Origin of the sequence: Bradyrhizobium sp. (assembly GCF_049519115.1) — a bacterium.
In the GTDB taxonomy this organism is placed as follows: Bacteria; Pseudomonadota; Alphaproteobacteria; order Rhizobiales; family Xanthobacteraceae; genus Bradyrhizobium.
In genome coordinates this window covers 41,300-58,306 of sequence record NZ_JBEKRB010000041.1, presented here as the reverse complement: position 1 = coordinate 58,306, position 17,007 = coordinate 41,300, and the positions used below count along the sequence as shown (strand labels likewise).

At 59.5% G+C, this 17,007-nt stretch carries 15 protein-coding genes and 1 tRNA gene; 7 read left to right on the top strand and 9 right to left on the bottom strand.

What is annotated here, in order from left to right; genetic code table 11:
- Positions 1–210 precede the first annotated feature (210 nt).
- Complete coding sequence (locus ABSE61_RS26175) at positions 211–480, bottom strand: hypothetical protein (RefSeq protein ID WP_423874045.1); 270 nt, start codon at positions 478–480, stop codon at positions 211–213.
- Positions 481–731: 251 nt separating this feature from the next.
- Here ABSE61_RS26175 and ABSE61_RS26170 point away from each other — a divergent pair, with 251 nt between their 5' ends.
- Complete coding sequence (locus ABSE61_RS26170) at positions 732–1,598, top strand: peptidyl-alpha-hydroxyglycine alpha-amidating lyase family protein (protein WP_423874044.1); 867 nt, start codon at positions 732–734, stop codon at positions 1,596–1,598.
- A gap of 292 nt (positions 1,599–1,890) precedes the next feature.
- Positions 1,891–2,895, top strand: a complete 1,005-nt coding sequence (locus tag ABSE61_RS26165; protein WP_423874043.1) for a hypothetical protein — start codon at positions 1,891–1,893, stop codon at positions 2,893–2,895.
- A gap of 6 nt (positions 2,896–2,901) precedes the next feature.
- Here the strand turns inward: ABSE61_RS26165 and ABSE61_RS26160 are convergent, their stop codons facing one another.
- Together ABSE61_RS26160 and ABSE61_RS26155 are read right to left on the bottom strand one after the other, a co-directional pair.
- On the bottom strand, positions 2,902–3,498 hold the full coding sequence (locus ABSE61_RS26160) for a hypothetical protein (RefSeq protein ID WP_423874042.1): 597 nt from the start codon (positions 3,496–3,498) through the stop codon (positions 2,902–2,904).
- A gap of 239 nt (positions 3,499–3,737) precedes the next feature.
- On the bottom strand, positions 3,738–4,535 hold the full coding sequence (locus tag ABSE61_RS26155; protein WP_423874041.1) for a transglycosylase SLT domain-containing protein: 798 nt from the start codon (positions 4,533–4,535) through the stop codon (positions 3,738–3,740).
- 252 nt (positions 4,536–4,787) lie between these two features.
- Between ABSE61_RS26155 and ABSE61_RS26150 the strand changes: the two genes are divergently transcribed.
- On the top strand, positions 4,788–5,084 hold the full coding sequence (locus ABSE61_RS26150; RefSeq protein WP_423874040.1) for a transposase: 297 nt from the start codon (positions 4,788–4,790) through the stop codon (positions 5,082–5,084).
- A 759-nt stretch (positions 5,085–5,843) separates the two neighbouring features.
- A tRNA-Ile gene (locus tag ABSE61_RS26145) sits at positions 5,844–5,919 on the top strand.
- Between the two features lie 297 nt (positions 5,920–6,216).
- Here the strand turns inward: ABSE61_RS26145 and ABSE61_RS26140 are convergent.
- Entirely contained in the window at positions 6,217–7,458 is a 1,242-nt protein-coding gene (locus tag ABSE61_RS26140; RefSeq protein WP_423874100.1) for an MFS transporter, read from the bottom strand.
- 666 nt (positions 7,459–8,124) lie between these two features.
- Here ABSE61_RS26140 and ABSE61_RS26135 point away from each other — a divergent pair.
- Positions 8,125–8,826: a class II aldolase/adducin family protein gene (locus ABSE61_RS26135; RefSeq protein WP_423874039.1), complete on the top strand. Its 702-nt coding sequence runs from the start codon at positions 8,125–8,127 to the stop codon at positions 8,824–8,826.
- Positions 8,827–8,876: 50 nt separating this feature from the next.
- Here ABSE61_RS26135 and ABSE61_RS26130 read toward each other — a convergent pair whose 3' ends face one another.
- Together ABSE61_RS26130 and ABSE61_RS26125 are read right to left on the bottom strand one after the other, a co-directional pair.
- On the bottom strand, positions 8,877–10,493 hold the full coding sequence (locus ABSE61_RS26130; protein ID WP_423874038.1) for an FAD-dependent monooxygenase: 1,617 nt from the start codon (positions 10,491–10,493) through the stop codon (positions 8,877–8,879).
- Between the two features lie 339 nt (positions 10,494–10,832).
- Positions 10,833–11,963, bottom strand: coding sequence for a transporter (locus tag ABSE61_RS26125; RefSeq protein WP_423874037.1), 1,131 nt, complete (start codon positions 11,961–11,963; stop codon positions 10,833–10,835).
- A gap of 405 nt (positions 11,964–12,368) precedes the next feature.
- Between ABSE61_RS26125 and ABSE61_RS26120 the strand changes: the two genes are divergently transcribed.
- Positions 12,369–13,004: a helix-turn-helix domain-containing protein gene (locus ABSE61_RS26120; protein WP_423874036.1), complete on the top strand. Its 636-nt coding sequence runs from the start codon at positions 12,369–12,371 to the stop codon at positions 13,002–13,004.
- 25 nt (positions 13,005–13,029) lie between these two features.
- Here the strand turns inward: ABSE61_RS26120 and ABSE61_RS26115 are convergent, their stop codons facing one another.
- The gene (locus ABSE61_RS26115) at positions 13,030–13,524 is read right to left on the bottom strand and encodes a helix-turn-helix domain-containing protein (protein ID WP_423874035.1); all 495 of its coding nucleotides are present in this window, start codon (positions 13,522–13,524) and stop codon (positions 13,030–13,032) included.
- Between the two features lie 741 nt (positions 13,525–14,265).
- Here ABSE61_RS26115 and ABSE61_RS26110 point away from each other — a divergent pair.
- On the top strand, positions 14,266–15,237 hold the full coding sequence (locus tag ABSE61_RS26110; RefSeq protein ID WP_423874034.1) for an amidohydrolase family protein: 972 nt from the start codon (positions 14,266–14,268) through the stop codon (positions 15,235–15,237).
- A gap of 59 nt (positions 15,238–15,296) precedes the next feature.
- On the opposite strand, the gene ABSE61_RS26105 is transcribed toward ABSE61_RS26110, so the two are convergent.
- Both ABSE61_RS26105 and ABSE61_RS26100 read right to left on the bottom strand, forming a co-directional pair.
- Positions 15,297–15,977: a TetR/AcrR family transcriptional regulator gene (locus ABSE61_RS26105; protein WP_423874033.1), complete on the bottom strand. Its 681-nt coding sequence runs from the start codon at positions 15,975–15,977 to the stop codon at positions 15,297–15,299.
- Positions 15,978–16,082: 105 nt separating this feature from the next.
- The gene (locus ABSE61_RS26100; RefSeq protein ID WP_423874032.1) at positions 16,083–16,994 is read right to left on the bottom strand and encodes a dioxygenase family protein; all 912 of its coding nucleotides are present in this window, start codon (positions 16,992–16,994) and stop codon (positions 16,083–16,085) included.
- Positions 16,995–17,007: the final 13 nt, after the last annotated feature.

Genomic DNA, 17,007 nt, shown 5'->3' with positions numbered 1-17,007 from the left:
AAAAGCGACGAAGCAATCCTGAGTCCTCACCGATTTGCTGAATTGCTTCGCTTCGCTCGCAATGACAGTGAGGTTGCCACACGACGCAATCTGCTCTCTCCCACCTTGTGGGGGAGAGGTGGAGAGGGGGGGTGTGACGAACGCAAGCGCCTGTAGTTACCCCCCTCCCTAAGCCTCCCCCGCAAGGGGGGAGGGAACGCATCCGTCACGTCACCTCGCCAACCGCAGCCATCGCTCGGTCGCATCGATCGCAGTCGCGTACAGGCCATCCGCCGGTTGCCCGCGGTGCAGCGCCTTTCCGACTTCGCAAATCGCCAGGAACGCGCCGGCGCGGGCGTCTTCGACTTCCAAAGGCTGTTCGCCACTTCCCTGAATAAGCCCGGCAAGTGCGTTCAGCATCGGCAAGGCGTCTTGCGGCGCCGCATGTTCCGCCTGCTTCAAGGCTTTGAATACTTTTTCGGCAGTTTCGGAATCGCTCATTTTCGAATCCTGGTTTGGCGCGGCAGGGGAGACTAGCATTTTGCAGGGCGTTTCCCACCGATTGAAGATGAACTAGTTTTCGTCATGCCCGGCCTTGTGCCGGGGATCCACGTCTTTGTTCAAGTCGAGCAAGAAAGACGTGGATGGCCGGGTCAAGCCCGGCCACGACGAGTCATTCAACGTCTGCTTTGTGCGACCAGCCGAATTCCGGTATGGAGGAGGGCGCACGAACAAGAAAAAGGCTTTAAGGAATGGAATTTCCGCCGCTGCCCTACGTCGCGGTTCCCGAATCCTTCAAGCTTCCGCCAGGTGCGAATTTCGGCGGCACCTCGGGCGTCGCGTTCAACTCCAAAGGCAACATCTTCGTTCTTCATCGCGGGCCGATGCCGCTGATGGAATTCGATGCCGACGGCAATTTCATCCGCGGCTTCGGCGACGGGCTGTTCGACCGCCCGCATGGGCTGCGGATCGACCAACACGACAACATCTGGACGACCGACGTCGCCATGAACCTGGTCTACAAGTTCAATCCCACGGGGCGGATGGAGGTGGTGCTGGGCGTCAAGGGCCGCACCGGCGAATGGCATCCGGGCGGACACCTGCGTCTGTTCGCCGAACCGAACGAGGCGGTGGTAGGTCCCAACGGCGATCTCTACGTGCTGGAAGGGCACGGCAAAGCCGAGTCGCGCGTGGTGAAGTTCGATGGCGACGGCAACTTCATCAAGACGCTCGGCGGCAAGGGCACAGGGGCCGGCGAGTTCGATCTGCCGCATTCGCTGGTGTTCGACCAACAAGGCCTGCTCTACATCGCCGACCGGAACAACGCCCGTATCCAGGTGTTCGACGCGGACTTCAACTATATCCGCGAGTCCAAGCATCCGGGCACGCCGTGCGGGCTGTTCATGGGCGCCGACCACATCTGGCTGGCGCACGGCCACACCGGCCAGATCATGAAGCTCGATCTCGACGGCAACGTGATCGGCGTGATGGCAGGCGCCGGGCCGGGCAAGACAACAGGTAAATACGGCGAGGCGCATTACATCGCGGTCAGCCCACGCGACGAGATTTTTGTTGCCGACACGCTGAACTGGCGCGTGCAGAAATATGTGAGGAAATAAGCTGCCGCGCGTCCGCTTTGCCACTTGGTGCGCGCACAATCGGTTGTGTGCGTGATCTCCGTCGGTATAAAATCCCCAACGGAATTGAGATCGCCAGCTCAAGCCGCGGCCACAGATGCACGAACTCAGTCGCCACGAGCTCCTCATCACGCTCGTCCATGGAACGTGGGGCCGTGGGTTCTTCCCCGGGCGACGGCGCGAAGGCCAGCCGCCATGGTGGTTCGAGGATGGAAGCCCTTTTCTCGCACGCCTCTCCGCCGGGATCGCTGACATTCCGCACCGGATCAAGCCAATGCTTTGGTCCGGCGCGAACTCGATCTTTGAGCGGGACAGGACGGCTCAGCTTCTCGCCGAATATCTTGCGGCCGAACACGCCGAACACCCGCTGGCCAGCCAACTCATCATCGCCCACAGCCACGGCGGCAACATCGCGCTCCGCGCGCTTCACCATCTGCAAATGCGCGATGGCTCCGGGTCAGAGGTGCCGGATGGCGCGCATCCGCTTGTTGCAACGCTGGCCACGCCGTTTGTCGAGATTCATCGGGCTGATTTCGGCAGCAGGCCGTTTTACATAAGGGTTGCGCTGACGATGGCCATGTTGTTCGTCTCGCTGATATTGGCGATGGGGTTGTTGTTTTTGGTGATGTGGTTGGTTCCCGCTCTTACCGCTCGGATGCCTTCGGATGGCGCGCTGGTGATCGGGGTGTATGAAATTATCGTCTGTCTTGCCGTGGGTGGCGTGGGTTGGCGGTGGATCGTCCGGGACCGGCAGAAACAGGTTGCCGCGTTGGAGAACGTCACGCGATTGGGCGAGCTGGCATCGGCCAAACGATTGCTGGTGATCAGGGCGATCGACGACGAAGCGTCCCTGGCATTGGCGCTCGGTACCATTCTGAATTACGCGACCGAAAGGCTGATATCGGGCTCAATTTCCCTGTTCGCCGTGCTGACGGTCATCGCACTTTTTGGCAATAAATGGTGGCCGGCTACGATTTCTCCTTGGGCCTATCCAGTCACGCTTGCCGGCTTCATAGTGCTTACGTTCATGTTGTTCGGTGCGCTCATGGTATCGCGAATGGTCCACGGCCGCGAGCTCGCCAGAAGCCCGATGGAGTGTCAGGTCAACACGCAGTCCGCGCCCGACGCCGCCGATTTGTCGCAGATCGTCACACTGGTCTCCCGGAAATACGTCAAATCACTCCGGCACGGAATTTACGAACACGAGAACTGCGCGAGCGCGATCTCGGATTGGGTGCGCGCGCAGCTTGGCGCCGCGCCATCGGTTCAGAGCCATTAACGGCAGTCAGTTCGTGGGATGGGTGGCGGTGACGCCACGCCCGCGCGGCCAATAGAGCACCAGCACCAGCGCGCTGCTCATCGCCACCAGATAGGCATTGAAGGCATACGCAGCGAACGTCGGCTCCTTGATCGAGAGGATGCCCAGGATCATGCCGGCGAACGAGATCAGATAGGTCGAGCGGTTCTCGGTCGCGGGCGCGAGCCACGCCTTGCGCAGGGTGGGAAGCGCGGCGGCGAAATCGCCCAAAATCGAAAGCACGATGGCGATGACGGGATCGCCGGTGACGGCCCATAGCGCAAGTGCTGCGAGCGCGCAGGCGCCGCAGACATAATCGAACGGGCCGAGGCTCCATGAGCCTCTGTGCCGGACGAACGAGGCCAGCACCACGAGGGCCGGACCGGCCCCGACCGACAGCACCACCAGCGTCGAAATCCCGACGCCGGCACGCAACTGCGCCGCACCCGCAATCAGCGGCACCAGCGCCCAGAGGAACCAGGTGACGCGGTTCGGCGATGCCTCGCCCTTGAGGATGGCGCGGACGTAACCGAGGCAGGCGACGAAATTGACGACGGAGCCGGCGATGGCGAACAGGGTGTGCATGTGCGCTCATTGCCACCGATCGCGGCGGACGACAACCCGCGATGGCTTATCTCGCGCGAGACGGTATTCAGCCTCTTTCGTCATTCCGGGATGGTCCGAAGGACCAGACCCGGAATCCATCGAGCCGCTTGAATATCTGGAGGAATGGATTCCGGGCTCGCATCTTGATGCGCCCCGGAATGACGAAAGTTGATATCTTGCTTCGCAAGCGCAATTCGACTCGTCCGAAGCTGCGCTTTCTAGTTCCCGCCATCGGCCGCAAGGCTTAAAAACTGCCGCTTCAGCGCATTGACGCGGGCGACATAGGCCGCGACGAGATGATCGCCGCAGCGCTCCCCGGCCATCATCTGAAAATGACGGCGTGCGAAAGCCGCCGCAGGCCCCGCGCCGCAGAGATGGATGAAGGCCGCGAGATCCTGCTTTTGGCTGGCCGTGGCCTTCGCCTCGCCGGTGCGGGCGAGAACCTCAGTGACATGGCGGTCCAGATAGATGGACGCGAGCTCGATCGAATGGCTCGGGATCGCGCGGATGTAGAGGCTCGTCAAACTGCAGCCGTCATCCACCACCGCATGATCCCGGATGCAGGACCGCGCGGCCTCGGCGAAAGCGCCATCGGTCATCTGAAACAGGCCGACCGCGCTCGACGCAGGCTGGTAGATCGCAAGCGGGTTGAAACTCCATCGCCAGCGCCAATAGGTGCGGTCCACCGGATTGCCCGAACTCTCGACCTGCGCCAGCGCGGCCAGCAATTCCGGCGGGATCGTGCTGGTGGACAGTTTACGAAACAGCGGCCCGTATTGCCGCCACGTCTCAGGCGGCTCCTTGTCGAGCCGGTGACCGATGAAGGCGAACAGCTCGGTTGGCTTGTGCATCACGTGATAGGAGAGGTTCACGATCGCTAACACCGCAAGCAGCATCGCCACGCTGCCGGCGATGTGAACGATCAGCGGCACCCTTGCGAGCTTTTCCCGCGCCCAACGTGCGTGCCGCCGCCAGCGGCGAAGGCGAGTGCGGAGGCGGTTGGTTTTTGCTGGCATGTGGCTGGCGAGGGGGCAATGCGCGGAGGCACGTTGGATGGGTCGAATCCATCGAGGTTCGTTATAGCCGGGGTTCACTTGTCAAACAGCAACGCAGGCATGAAGGCGCGTTCTCGCGGCTGATGTGCCCGAGTTTTGGAAGGAGCACTCGCCCAGGATAGAGGGAGCAGGGAACGTCGGGTGCGTCAGCGCACCCGCAGATGGGGTAACGGGCCTCTTGGCCCAGCGGGCGGTCGTCCCTCACATGATGGTGTGACGGAGTCGAGGATTGACCTCGCTCCAAGCATCAAGGAGACGACGACCGACCGCTCCGGGCGGATCAGCAAAATCGGCGATGCCTCGGTTCGGGCTGCGCTCTATGAGGCGGCCCACATCATGCTAACCAAATCAATCAAGGGATGCTCGCGGCTCAAGAGCTGGGCGATGCGGATCGCCAGGCGCGCCGGCATGAAGAAGGCGAAGGTTGCACTGGCGCGCAAACTCGCGGTCATCCTACATCGCATGCTCGTCACCGCAACACCATTCAACGACGCTGCCGCGGCAGCCTGACCAGGAGGCGCAACACAGTTTCAGCCTGACCAGGAGGCGCAACACAGTTTTCGAGCGGGCCACCACACCAGGCCTTCCCGAAGCGAAGTCCCCTTGCCGGGACGATGGATCAGGTCAGGCCGCCACGCGAGTCGTCGACGCCATCTCAAGATGCGATCACGCCCACCGCAGATTGGCCGGCCTATCCTCCACGAACCCCATCAGGCGACGGCCCTTGTGCCGATCCCGGACAGAAGCAAGTCCCCGGCAAGTGGATCAGCAAATAGGGATTGAATCTTCGAGGCCCGTTACAGAAGCCTTGCGTGCAAAGTAGAAAGCACACGAGTAAGTCACCACAGGTTCGCCGATCACGCCGGCATTCCCTGCGCAATGGTTTGAACGACTTATTCCACGCTCTTCCCGGCGATCGGCTTTTTGTCACCGTACCCGGCGTGACGCGCTAGCTTCATCGCCAGGTGAACGTCAGCATCGAGACGTCAGAACCACATGGCTTCGTCGTACGCCTCGCTTGCGCTCGTCCGTCGCATGTGAGGCGTCCACCGCATCCCGCGCCCAACGTCCGTGACGATCGCGAAACGCCCCTCAAGAGAAGCACGGGATGCGAATCGGGATATTCCTGTTTCTACCGGGACGTCAAGTAGGTTTCGGAAAATCCGAAGTTGGTGGCGAGGGGCAAACCCGGCATTGCCGGATCGGCTGGCGCATTGTAAGGGGTCAGTCGCACCGTGGCCCGCCCGCGCTTTGCGGCGGTTTCCGGCGGGGCCTGTAGCTCAATGGTTAGAGCCGGCCGCTCATAACGGTCTGGTTGCAGGTTCGAGTCCTGCCGGGCCCACCAATCAAATCAGTCGTGTGCGGACACTTTGAAAACGACTCGATTTGACCTTTAAGAACGACTCGATTTCGTTTTAAGAACGACTCGATTCCAGATCCCGCTGACACAACTGACGAATTTCGCCCGGATTTTTTTTGCCCATTTTTGAGCGCGAAAAACCGAGGGGGGTCTTTTCCGTGTCGGGAGGACCGTGTTGAGCAGCGATCGAGGTTCTCAGGCCGCTTTAGAATCGGATATTCGCGCTGCAGGTGCCGGTGCCAACCGCGAGGTGCCAGTCGCTCGGATGAAACCCTTGTTCATTCAACCTTCAGGGTTCGCAAGCGTCCTGTTTCGGACGACGCGCGCCAGCGCCAGGATTGTAAAGCAGGACAGCAAGGCAGGGACGCCGGCTGCCAAAAATAAGGCCTGGCTCGACCAGTTCAAACCAATAAGCTGGGCGGCAACGACTGGCCCAACGATGGCGCCGGCCCGTCCAATGCCGAGACTCCAACCAACCCCTGTCGCGCGTATCTCCGTCGGATAGAGCGTCGAAGCAAGGGCATTCAGCGCCGGTTGAGCGCCGACGACGCAAATCCCTGCAGTAAAGATGACGAGGTACAACACATAAATCGGCAAAGCCGACTGTCCGATGGCGGCAACCACGAAGCCCGCAATGAAAAACAGAGGGATAAGCACCCGGTAGAACCCAAAGCGGTCAAGCAGCGGCCCCATTACGAGCGCACCGATTAGGCCGCCGGCCTGGAGCGTCGAGCCCATCAGAACCGCCGTTGAGGAACCGAACCCCATACGAGTCGCCAGTAACGGTAGCCAGTTGGCGAGGAAGAACAGGTTCAGAAGGTTCGCGAAACTGACGACCCAAAGCAACAACGTCATCGGGCTTCGGCCGTCACGGAAGAGCATCGCGGGCGAGCCCCGTTTACGGACCTGATCAGCTTGAGCCAGATGTTGGCCGCGAATGAGATCGACGTCCGGCGCAATTTTGCGGAGCAGTTGAACGAGCTTCTCCGGATCCCGGCGCTGCAATGCCAGGAACTGAAGCGACTCTGGCAGGCGCCAGTACATCACCAAGGCAATGAAGAGCGGTATGATGCCGCCGACGACGAAGACGGACTGCCAGCCGCCCCAAGGGATCATCACGGCCGAGATCAAGCCGCCTGCGATGGCGCCGCCGGTGAACCCGCACGAGACGCACATCAATAGCGACGCTCGTTGCCGCTGCGGGCTGTACTCGCTCGCGAGCGCAACGGCGTTCCCCATGACGCCCCCAATGCCAAACCCGGTCGCAAACCGAAGAAGGGCCAATTGAGAGAGGGAGTGAGCTTCCGCGGTAGCCAGCATGCAGATGCTAAAGAGCCCCGTCGCCGCGATCAAGACTGGCCGTCGACCGAGGCGATCCGCGAGCATGGTCAGCAGCATCGAGCCGACAAGCATGCCAAACAGTCCCGCGCCGAAGACAGGGCCGAGCGCCGAGGCCTCGATCTTCCAGTCAACTATCAAGGCCGGCGCGACAAACCCTATTGCCTGGACGTCGAATCCGTCCATCACGACAACGCAGCCGATCAGGACCAGGATCCACTTCTGGAACGAGCTGAGCGGATGCGCGTCGATCAACGCGGCGATGTCTCCGGTCGACGAGTGATCGACCTCAATCGAACGAGAGACAGCGACGATCATATGATCCTCTAATCATGAAGCCCGGCGAGCCTTCGCTGATAGCCTTCACGGATCAGGGAAGTTGCAGCCACAGGCGCATCGTTCCACAGACTCTTGCCCGAGACCGTAACATACGCTTGCCAAGCAAGGCGATCTTGACGCGAATACGCGCGTTTGGGATCGAAAAATCACGCTTAGTTAGTCCGCCAGAGCCGCCGTCGGCAAATCGCAAGCAGAACTTGTATTTCTGCCCCATATCTTCGACAGGAACCGCAGCTCGTTCAAATCGCGCCGATCGCCGTCAATCCAGCGCGATGGTTTTTGTCGAAACTGCGCCTGCCACAATCGGTGGCGACATTGCACCAGTCGAGAACACGCTCAATGGGCAACAGTGGAGTTGGCAAAATCACAGGGACGAACAGCCGGGCATATTCGCTCGATGATCCAGACTGTCAGGATTTTCCCTCTGCCATGCCGAATCGCCGCCAATTCCTCTGGGGCGCGTCAGCATTTGGCGTTCTCAGCTTCTCTACAAGGTCGCTTGCGAATGACGTAATGGCGACAACGATCTCGGATCTAGTCGCTTCAAACCACATCCTGTCATCGCAAGGCGTCCTCGATAACTATGGCCACGTTAGCGCGCGCTCTCCGGCTCGTTCAGATCGCTTTCTACTGTCCCGATCGCTTGCGCCCGGATCCGTCACGTCCGAGGATATCCTTGAGTTCGACCTAGACGGAACGGTTGTCGGCGGTGCCGCGAAACGAGTCTACCTGGAGCGCTTCATTCATTCGGCAATCTATCGGGCTCGCCCGGACGTGATGGCTATCGTGCACAGCCATTCTCCTACTTCGATTACGTTCAGCATCTCAAAAGTTCCGTTGCGAGCGGTCACCCACTTCGGTGCTTTCATTGGCGACCGCGCGGCCGTCTTCGAGGGGGACCCCGAGGGAAAGAACCCGACGCTTCTGATCGCAAATAATGAACTTGGGACGCGGCTCGCTGCTGCGCTCGGCGATAACCAGATGATACTGATTCGAGGTCACGGTGACGTCATCGTTGGACCAAGCGTCAGCATTGCGACCACCCGCGCGTTGAACGCCGCGAAGAATGCCAAGGTTCTACTCGACGGCTATCGGTTGGGTGGAGAAATCACTTCGCTGACCAAAGATGAGGACAACGCACTCACTAAGTTGGAAGCTTCTGACCAGGAACAGCGTGAGTGGACGACGCTCAAGAAATCGGTCGGTGGCCGGTAATCTTGAGAACCGTGGCGACAAGATTCCGGACGTTGTAGGGATAAGGTGGTTCAGGGAGCATGGCCGGTCGCCAAGGCGGCCAGTTCAGCCGCGTTCTCGGGAGCCTGGTTTCCACGCCAAACGACATGCATGTCCGGCCGCAGCAACAGCAAATCCCGATCGTAAACTGCCCGAACGGACTCGTCAGCGATATCCAATACTGTCAAACTCACGCCCCGATCAAAAAATGCCTTCTTCAAGTTATCGGTCTTGTGCGAATTCCTGAGACGCAACAGAGTGTAGCCCACCGTCGGGATGTGATCCTGGACCGGTGTGCCATCAGCCAGCCACGTATGGGGCAGCCGCGCGCCAGGCCAGGTCGTCGGTCGGTAATCGCGGAAGAGGTGTTCTGGACCGCCTGGCATGTTGTCGATAACGGGCGAGTCGACGTAGCGATAACCAAGCTCAGCGCCGATCATCTCATTGACCTTGCGCTGTTCGACATCCGCGACTTTGCCGAGATCGTCGCGAATCGCCTGGCCTACCGCGGTCGCATCGGTGATTTCCGGGCGCCATTGGGAACGCCATTTGCGGTAGCCGAGCGTCGCGTAGCGCGAAGCGCCGATGTTGCGTTCACCGATCTGGCGTCGTTCGATTTCATACGATTCGAGTAGTCCGGGACCACCCCAGCCTTCGAGCGTCGCGGCCAGCTTCCATGAGAGGTCGATGGCGTCGCCGACGCCGGTGTTCATGCCAAGGCCCCCTGCGGGAATGACCAGGTGGACAGCATCGCCGGCAAGGAATACCCGCCCGTCGCGGTAGCGATCGGCAAGCAGCAGGTTCTGACGCCACTCGCCGCAATAGACCATCTCATACCGCACCGGCACACCGACGACCTGTTCGAACCGATGCTTCATCTCTTCGTCCGACTCGACGGCGGCATGCATCGTCCAGTAGCGCTTCGAATCCTGCATGATCAGAAAGGACGACCACTGGTCTGCAACAAGGTAGTGCCGACCGCGACCAGGCCCTTGACCCAGTGGGAGACGATCGAAGAGCTCGTCGCAACGATAAAGTCCCTGACGAAATTTAGCCAAGTTGGCTTCGCCTCTGAGTCGTATGCCAAGTTGTTTCCTCACCAAGCTTGAGCCGCCGTCGCAGCCGACCAGGTAGGCCGCGTTGATCTTCTCGGACCTTCCGCCCGCCGCCCGGACGGTCGCCACCACCCCGGCTTCCTGTTGTTCGAATTCCACGAGCTCGACGGCGTAGCGGACGGTAACGCACGGTATCTTCTCTGCGACGCTTTTGAGCAAAGGCTCCAGCGTGTATTGCGAAATCAGTTGGTAGGGCTCAAGCGGGGCTGAGCCATCATCGATCTCGCGGGCTTGCTCACGCGCCGCATCGACGGAAGGGTATTTCAGATGCAGCAACGGCGCCTGCGTCATGGACAGGATGATGTACACATCCATGGCGGAATCGGTGGTCAATCCGGCTGCACGAATCTGATCCGCAAGACCTATACGCCGAAAGATCTCCATGGTACGCGCGTTGCAGCGTTCCATCTTCGGCAGGAATTGAGGCTCGGCCTTTTGCTCGACGAGCGTGCAGCGCACGCCGCGACGCCCGAGATCGATGGCTAGAGTCAGGCCGACAGGGCCGGCGCCGACAATAACAACCTGTGTATCCATACAAACCTGTCCACGCCTGGGGGACCGCCAGCCAGAATTACAGCGGCCGACCGAACTTCGAAGAACTATGCTTCGACGAGGGCTATCAGCACCCCAAGGCTGAAGTCTTGATGCCAATGCGCATCTTTGGGACGGCGACCGAGCCCACCAGAATATGAAATGTCCCGACAATTCCTCGGAGACCGCGTCAATTCGGCCTACCCGCCTCAGTTTCGTTGGCACGGATACCGGGAGTCGGTCTGATCTTAAAAAAACGCCGGCGCATTCGCCGGCGGGGGACAGTAGGGGGAGAAGCCAGGCTCGCCTCGATCGGCCACGGGTTCTATGCCGCCAGACCGACTAGTTCTTGGTGTATAGTGGTTTCTTCGCCGGCGGATCGTCGGGTGACCACAATTTGAATGACGTCTTGATCCAGAAGCTGGAGCCGGTGTTCGAGCCGACCGTGTCCTTTGAATAGAACGCGTTTGTGTAAATGAATTTCATGTCGACCGGTCCGAAGTTATAGCCTACCAGCAACCCAGCTCCCACGTTGACGTCTTTGCCGCAGGTCGGAAGCTTAGCAGCGGTCAGCTGATTGCAGGTCCAAGCCGCACCCGTCGCGGGGTTGATGCCACCTGGCGTATCGTCCGTCGTTTGAAACTTGAAGAACCCGACAGGTCCAAGTTCCCATTTGTCGAACTTTTTGGTCGCGGTCCAATCGATATAGAGGTAGTTGCCCGTCGTATAACCGTTGCCGGGATTGGCGGGACCTGTGAGCAGCGTCGACACCGGGACTGGTGTTGCGGGATTCAGCGCAATGATTTGATATAGACCCGTCTTACCTTGCGAGGCTGTGTTGATGTCGTAGGTGAAATTCGCCGTCAGGTTCCAACCTTGGCCAAGATAGCTTACGGCCCAATGGGGCCGGACCGTCCAGTAGTCGGGAACCGTTGATCCCGGATAATTCGTGCCCACAGGAGCAACGAAGCCCAATCCTGCGTTGACGAACAGGGGAATGCCACCAATCCTCCACGAGAAGTTAATCGGGTTCACGTACAGATTACGAATTTCCTCTACGAGCACGTTGCCGTAAACCGGAGAGGCGCCGATTCCCCCAGCGGGCGGATACGGCGTATTTGTTTCAGTAAGTTCATCGCCAACAATATTGATGGTCGGAAACCACACGCCCCCCAGGAACGTCATACCGGTGCCCCACGACACTGTGGCCGAATCGACGCCACCCGTGTACCGCGATTTACATCCGACGCCGCAACCAGCGTTGCCGTCTCCCGCCAACACCGGGGCATAGTAAAAGGTGTTGTTGAAGAACACGCCTTCGGGCGGCGCGGCCGCAATAGGCGCTCCCATCGTTGCGCCGGCCAGCAGGTTGCCAATATTCCCCGGTTCAGTCGCGAAGCTGCTTCCCGCCGTTGCCGTCAGCAATACGGCACCAAATAGACCACGTAATGTCGTTTGCCTAAGCCCACTCATTCATTCCCCCGTTGCGTCGTCTGAACCCCAGGTTTTCGAAAATGGACCAAAGCGGGCAACAAAGATTGATTAGAAACCGCGCGATTTGGATGCGGTTCGGCGCCGACGACAGGGGATTTACGGAACCGCGACGACCGGACTAAGCTTTCGATGTGCATCGGATCCGGGTCGCGGGTTATGATTCTAAAGGAACACGGTGTCCGGATATCCGGTCAGAACCATCAGGAATGGCCCGGCGTCGCGTGCACAATTCTGGATCTGCGATGGGAGACAGAGCCCGGATGGATCTCGTTGACTTTCGACAGGCCGTTATTGTGCATCGTTCTTAGCGAGACCGGGGGACACTGTCAGACGCGGGTCCAGCCAGATCAGCCCGCACAAGGCGACTACTTCGGAATGGGGCACTTGAGCTTCGTCGCTGCGGCGCAATCGTTCGTAATTCATGCCTCCGAGATGAGGCAAGCGTGCATCGCGTGCTACCAATTCGATCTGGGCAATGCCGACCGTCTTACATCGCGCGAGACGATGAAGATCGGCAGCCTCGAGACCCGCCACATGTTCAAGGATGACCGTCTATACGAATGCGCCCGCCTTCTCAGCGAGCACGACGTCACGAGCGGCCAGGAAATGTACGCCATCTCGTTGGCCCGCGCTCTACAGGCTGCATTTCTTGACTTGGCGAACCGTCCAGTCGACTCGAAGCCATCCGTCAAGCTGACAGGCGAGCCTCTGATCCGCGTGCTCGACTATATCAACGATCACCTCGATCAAAGCGTTACGGCGGAAGAGCTCTCGCAGGCGGCCAACTTGTCTTCCGCGCAATTCAATCGAAGTTTTCGCGAGGCGACCGGTCTGTCGCTTCAGCGTTGGCAAATGGACGCTCGCATCAGGAGCGCCCAGCGACTTATGCTGGACGACCCCGGCGAAACACTGACCGCAATCGCATCGCTCGTCGGCTTTTCGGACTCAAGCCACTTCTCAAGGGCGTTTCTCGAGATCGTCGGAACGACACCGAGTGCGTGGCTGCGCCAACACACTTGAGGTCCTAGACATCGACAGGACGTGGTCAGTCCAATCTGCTCCGCCGCCATGCGTTCGGCGAAATACCGTTCGCCGAGGTAAAGGCGCGCGTAAAGTGACTCTGCTCGGAAAAGCCTGCCTCCAGCGCGATCTCCACCAGACTCTTTTCCCGATCCTCGAGCATGCGCTTGGCATACTCGATGCGGGCAGCAAGGTGCCAGTGATGTGGAGTTATTCCGGTAGAAACCTTGAAGGCTCTACCGAATTGAGACGCGGAAAGTCCCGCCAACGACGCCAATTCCGACAAGCGAACGCATCTGGAAAGATTGTCCTGCATGAACTCGCTCACCTGCGTCAGTTGCCGCTTGGTCAGACCCAGACGCCGCGAGAGCATCGGCTGGTTTGCTGCACTGAGGTATGAAAGCCGAGCAATGATGGCCGCGACTACGCTGTCCCCAAACAAATGGAAACTCGACATTTCGTCCTGGCCGGAAGCGAGAAGACGCCCCAACACCTGAAGCTTCTCGTCAAAAAACGTCAAACGCGGTTCGGCGAGCCTCGCAGCCGGGAATTCGCCATCCATGACCTCGAAAACCCGCTCGACATCGAGCATCAGGCGAACCGCATCGACCCTGGCGATCTGATCGGAGTAACACCAAATCGGCAACCCAGCGGGAATAAGGCTTGTATGGCCGTTATGCCGGTGCCGTCGAACGTTCGACCTATCGGAGGCGCTATGTAAGGAAGGACGAGCCTCGCATCGGCCGCCCGTTTCGTTCACAACGACCGCGAGCATCGGGTGCTGATTGCTAAGCTGATGCCAAGCACACCCCGGCAAAGCGTCCTGTTGGACGCAGTGCACTTCGATGCCGCATAGGGTATGGCTCCGTACCCGAACGGCTCCCAAATTATGCGGACGGCTGCTGCCGTGATCCACGGATACGATCCTCCTCCCCGGAGAGGCGCCTACAAAAGCAGCGGCTTGACACCAATCTCTGCCGTCTAAATCCGTTGATCGGACATATTATTTCTGCCTTTCATGATACTGACATCAACAGGTCTGGTCAATCTTTTGGCACTGCGATGAGTGGTTTGAACCAGAGCTTTCCTGTTCCCGGGACCGAGTCCAAACGCGCCGATTGCGATCAAGCCGGATCTCTCCGCTCACGACTATCCTGACCTCGCTCACCCCTGCGGGAGCCGTTCACGCGCGCCAAACCCGGCGACCGCGAACGAATTTGTATTGCCGCGTCCCGGGTCCCCTTCGCTGCGGAGTAGCAAGTTGAAGAACAAGATTGCACTGGAAGAGCATTTCGCCATCGATCTGACCATCGATCAGTCGAAAATCTATTCGCTGCCCGAGGTTTGGGCGCGGCTGAAGGCCAACCTCCTCGATATCGAACAGCAGCGGCTAGAACGAATGGACGCCGGCGGCACCGCCTTCTCGATCCTCTCGCTCAATTCCCCGGGCACCCAAGGCATTCCAAACGTCAAGGAAGCCGTAGATGTTGCGCGGCGGGCGAACGACGTCCTTGCCGAACATGTCACGCGCCACCCGACGAAATTGGGCGGCTTTGCCGCGTTGCCGATGCAGGATCCGGAGGCGGCAGCGCGCGAGCTTGAACGCTGCATCAAGAAGCTCGGCTTTCACGGCTTTATGGTGAACGGCTTCTCGCAGGTCGGCAATGCGGAGACGGTCGTCTACTACGATGCGCCGCAGTTCAACGACTTCTGGAGCACGGCGAATGCGCTCGGTAAGCCGTTCTACATGCATCCGCGCGACCCGCTGCCGTCCCGAGAACCGATCTACGACGGTTTTCCATGGCTAACGGCGGCCACCTGGGCCTTCACGATGGAAACTAGCATCCACGCGCTGCGTCTGATGTCCACAGGGTTGTTCGATCGCAATCCCAAACTTCAGATGATCCTTGGTCACCTCGGCGAATGCATTCCATTCAACATCTGGCGGATCGACAACATCATGCAGAAAGCGCCGCGCGGTTACCCCGGCAAACGTACCATGGGGGAGTATTTCCGCGAGAACGTCTACGTCACGACCAGCGGAAATTTCCGCACGCCTTCCCTGCTTTCGACCATGCTTGAATTAAGCAGCGATCGCATTCTGTATGCGGTGGACTATCCGTTCGAAAGCTTCGAGGAGGCGGCGCAATGGTTCGACCATTGCGAGATCAGTGAGAATGATCGCAAGAAGATCGGCCGCGAGAACGCTCAGCAGCTGTTCAGTCTGTCGTAAATGGCACATCGCACACAGGTGGCAGCGCAACTCAAAGCGCATGCCGCCAAGCGTGACATTCAGCGCTTGGCGACCTTTTGGGCGCTATCGGCGTCCGCTTCGCGTGCTGAGAAGACGGTTTCATCGACTAGCCGCCAGTAAGCCGCCGCCACCTTCGGATCCTCCGAAGATAGGCCGCCGGTGATCTGCATCTCAGGCCCGAACTCCGACAACGTGGCGGTCAGACTGACCATCATATAGTGGAACAGGATCGGGTCGACCGCGGGAAGCAGTGCGCGCTTTTGTGCCTCGATGATCTGAGGAAGCAACCGTCCCAGCAGTGGCGCCAGAACCTCTTTCGCCACCCACTTCAAACGTGGATTGTTCGTCAATGTTTCCTGGCGCATGAAGCGATGGAATTCTGGAAAGGCGACCGTGTAGCGAAACAGGGTCGTGTACTCCTCGCGCAACCGCTCCAGCGGCGACAAATCCCCACCTTCGGCAGAATTATCCCATTCGCTGCGAATTTGTGCGAAGGCGTGTTCGGCCGCGGCACGCCAGAGGATGTCCTTGCTGCGATAATGGTAGGTGATCAGCGGATGTTGCAATCCGACCCGATCGGCAATCGCACGAATACTTGCCCCCTCGAAACCCGACGCGGCAAATTCAGCGATCGCGGCGTTGAGGATCGACACCCGCGTCTCGATGGAGCGTTGCTGTTCGGCTCGCTTGCGCGGACGACCGGACCGAACGGCTATCATCTTGGTTTTCTTTACCATTTGGTTGTCGATTAGCATAGGTTCCAACCGATCGCCAAGAAATGCTTCGGATAGCCTCCGTCGCCGGGAGCCGTTTGAGGTCGCGAGTTAAACACTTTCACGTCCGCCGCGAAGCGCCTCGACCTGAAGGCGCACCGCACCCTCCTCCCCGGCAAGCCCGAAGTCATATTCGACGATGCTGAGCCCATCGATCTCCTTGGGGCGAAGGATGAGCGATGGCTTGACTCCGAAAACCGCATCGCTGTCGAGATAGTCGTCGCCATCCATGAAGAGATGCGTCACTAGCGTGCGGTATCCGGGCGCACTGATCATGAAATGAATATGGGCCGGCCGAAACGGATGGCGCCCCATCGCGGCCAGCAACTGGCCGGCCGGACCGTCGTTCGGGATCGGATAGCTTACGGGCTGGATGGTGCGAAATCGATAAGCACCCGCTGCGTCCGTACGGAAGCTGGCGCGAAGATGACCGCTGGGCTGGTCCTCGTCCTGAACGTCATACATTTGATTGGGCGCGGTCTGCCAGACCTCGACGAGCGCGCCGACAATCGGACGCCCACGCGCGTCGGAGACATGGCCGCGCATCTCGAGCGCGTCACCTTCTTCTTCGCGCAGCAGAATGCTCTCCCCGGCTGCGAGTTCGCGCTGTCTTCCCGCATAGAACGGTCCCAGAACCGTTGATTCACTGAGCCCTGGTCCGCTGGCGTTATCGATGGCGTCGACCAGCATCGAGACCCCCAGAATATCCGACAAAAGAATGAACTCCTGACGGCTGTCCGAGCACATCTTGCCGGCTCGCGTCAGGAAGTCGATCGCCTGCCACCACTCGTCATGCGTAATACCCGCTTCCCGTACGACCGTATGAAGGTGACTGACGATAAGTGACAAGATCGCCCGCAGCCTTGGGTTCGCGGCACCCTTCATGCGGTCGATGACATCGCGTGTCAGTTCGGGAAAAATCTCACCGTCGTGACGTTCATCAGCCGTGATGATCGATGTCATTGGCATCCTCCTT

Bases quoted from the DNA above. Each gene is read 5' to 3' on its own strand.
- ABSE61_RS26175 (WP_423874045.1), bottom strand. From the start codon at position 480: ATGAGCGATTCCGAAACTGCCGAAAAAGTATTCAAAGCCTTGAAGCAG.
- ABSE61_RS26170 (WP_423874044.1), top strand. From the start codon at position 732: ATGGAATTTCCGCCGCTGCCCTACGTCGCGGTTCCCGAATCCTTCAAG.
- ABSE61_RS26165 (WP_423874043.1), top strand. From the start codon at position 1,891: ATGCTTTGGTCCGGCGCGAACTCGATCTTTGAGCGGGACAGGACGGCT.
- ABSE61_RS26160 (WP_423874042.1), bottom strand. From the start codon at position 3,498: ATGCACACCCTGTTCGCCATCGCCGGCTCCGTCGTCAATTTCGTCGCC.
- ABSE61_RS26155 (WP_423874041.1), bottom strand. From the start codon at position 4,535: ATGCCAGCAAAAACCAACCGCCTCCGCACTCGCCTTCGCCGCTGGCGG.
- ABSE61_RS26140 (WP_423874100.1), bottom strand. From the start codon at position 7,458: ATGGACGGATTCGACGTCCAGGCAATAGGGTTTGTCGCGCCGGCCTTG.
- ABSE61_RS26135 (WP_423874039.1), top strand. From the start codon at position 8,125: ATGGCGACAACGATCTCGGATCTAGTCGCTTCAAACCACATCCTGTCA.
- ABSE61_RS26130 (WP_423874038.1), bottom strand. From the start codon at position 10,493: ATGGATACACAGGTTGTTATTGTCGGCGCCGGCCCTGTCGGCCTGACT.
- ABSE61_RS26125 (WP_423874037.1), bottom strand. From the start codon at position 11,963: ATGAGTGGGCTTAGGCAAACGACATTACGTGGTCTATTTGGTGCCGTA.
- ABSE61_RS26105 (WP_423874033.1), bottom strand. From the start codon at position 15,977: ATGATAGCCGTTCGGTCCGGTCGTCCGCGCAAGCGAGCCGAACAGCAA.
- ABSE61_RS26100 (WP_423874032.1), bottom strand. From the start codon at position 16,994: ATGACATCGATCATCACGGCTGATGAACGTCACGACGGTGAGATTTTT.